This is a genomic window from Clostridium cuniculi, from assembly GCF_004353185.1.
GTDB lineage: Bacteria > Bacillota > Clostridia > Clostridiales > Clostridiaceae > Clostridium > Clostridium cuniculi.
Genome location: NZ_SMUS01000093.1, coordinates 1 through 1,603, shown reverse-complemented (window position 1 = coordinate 1,603; position 1,603 = coordinate 1). Strand labels below are relative to the sequence as shown.

Annotated in this window: 2 protein-coding genes; both read right to left on the bottom strand. The window is 26.3% G+C overall.

Annotation, left to right across the window (positions count from 1 at the left end; translation table 11 throughout):
• Positions 1–332 precede the first annotated feature (332 nt).
• Positions 333–560 (bottom strand): hypothetical protein, encoded by a 228-nt coding sequence (locus EJJ37_RS19685; RefSeq protein ID WP_133017121.1) that lies wholly within the window; start codon positions 558–560, stop codon positions 333–335.
• A 164-nt stretch (positions 561–724) separates the two neighbouring features.
• On the bottom strand, positions 725–1,306 hold the full coding sequence (locus tag EJJ37_RS19680; RefSeq protein WP_133017120.1) for a DUF1989 domain-containing protein: 582 nt from the start codon (positions 1,304–1,306) through the stop codon (positions 725–727).
• Positions 1,307–1,603: the final 297 nt, after the last annotated feature.

The following is a 1,603-nucleotide window of genomic DNA, read 5'->3' as shown; positions in this document are numbered from 1 at the left end:
TTTTTACAATAGTAAAAGACTGCATTCAGCTCTTGATTATAATACTCCTAATGAGGTAGAATTTAAGGCTTTGAATGCAGCTTAAGTAAGTTCGAATTTTTGTGTCCAAGATATTGACACAAATCCAAATAATACAATTATGAGTTAATTATACCATATTTAGTAAATGTCGTACTATTCAATTTTTAAAGAACAAATTCTCTTAGTTAGTTCGCAATAATTTCAAAATGCTCGTAATTTTTTTGAATTGCAACTAAAAAATACCGCATATTCTTTTTTGAATAATACGGTATTTAATAAAAAATTTATTTTTTGTTTGTAATATACTAAGATTATTCATCATTTCTCCATTTGATATAAGTATAAATTAATTGCCATATGTAGAATACTACTAATAATATAGGCACTATTCTATTAATAAATACGTCATCTCCCATCAAAATAGTAAATACAATTAATAAAAAACATAATGGACCTTGCCACAAATTTCTTATAAACTTTCTTCTATAACTTAAATTCCAATAAGCTAATTCAAAACCTTTATCAACCTTATTTTTCATAATACTCTCCTCTTATATCTAAGTTTAAACACTATTATAATACCATATTATTCAATCTTCGAAGAACATTTAGTTCCCAATATATTCAAAATGCTCGTAATTTTTTTGAATTGTTCGTAAAAAAATACCGTATATTCATTTTCAATAGTACGGTATTTTTAGCATTATTCTTCAATTATAATTTTTATTGGAGAACATTTTCCCCCATTACACTTACTTTCAGATACACTACAAGCAGCAATACCAAGACGAACATCCATTTCTGCTTTTAAAACAACTTTGTCTCCAGCCTTTGAAATTGGCTCTTCAACAGAGATACTTCCATTCGAATTAATTTTTGTATACATAAAAAAATTAACAGGATAAATTATTGGTCGTTGTTCATTTAAACATCCATTTATGTTTTCAAAGCAATTATAATGATTTTCTCCATTTTCATAGAAAAAATCATACATTTCAGGTCTACAACAAGGATGAATCAAATCATGTTCTCCTACGTCATCTGATAACAAAGTAAACATAGGATGATAAAGATTAGTATATATAGTATCTCCAGCTTTTAATTTCAAAGAATCATTACAATCAATTGTTACCCCAGTGGATAGAAATTCTAAAGGATTATTTTTAGATTCTGCAAAGAAGTCAACAACTTGTTTCCCTTCTATATCTATAACTGTAATTCTTTCATTTTTCTTTACTTCTATCGCTTGTCCACTGCAGGCTTCTATAAAATATTCTCTTTTCACTGATTATTTCTCCTTTTTCATAAATAGTTTATATTATATCATCTCTAAATTATAACCTATTTTAGCATTATCGTACTATTAAATTTTCAAGGATCAATTTACTTAATTAGTTCATAACAATTTGAAATTAGCCATAAAATCTACTCTGCAAATTGGAATTTTAACTAGCACATAATATAAGTGTACTAATCCATAAATATATCAAAGTTAAGCAACAAATAAATGTGCTTTTACTTGTATCCTTACCATCTCTCACTTTATGTAGAATTGATACACAATTATTTACTAACACCACTA

Bases quoted from the DNA above. Each gene is read 5' to 3' on its own strand.
- EJJ37_RS19685 (WP_133017121.1), bottom strand. From the start codon at position 560: ATGAAAAATAAGGTTGATAAAGGTTTTGAATTAGCTTATTGGAATTTA.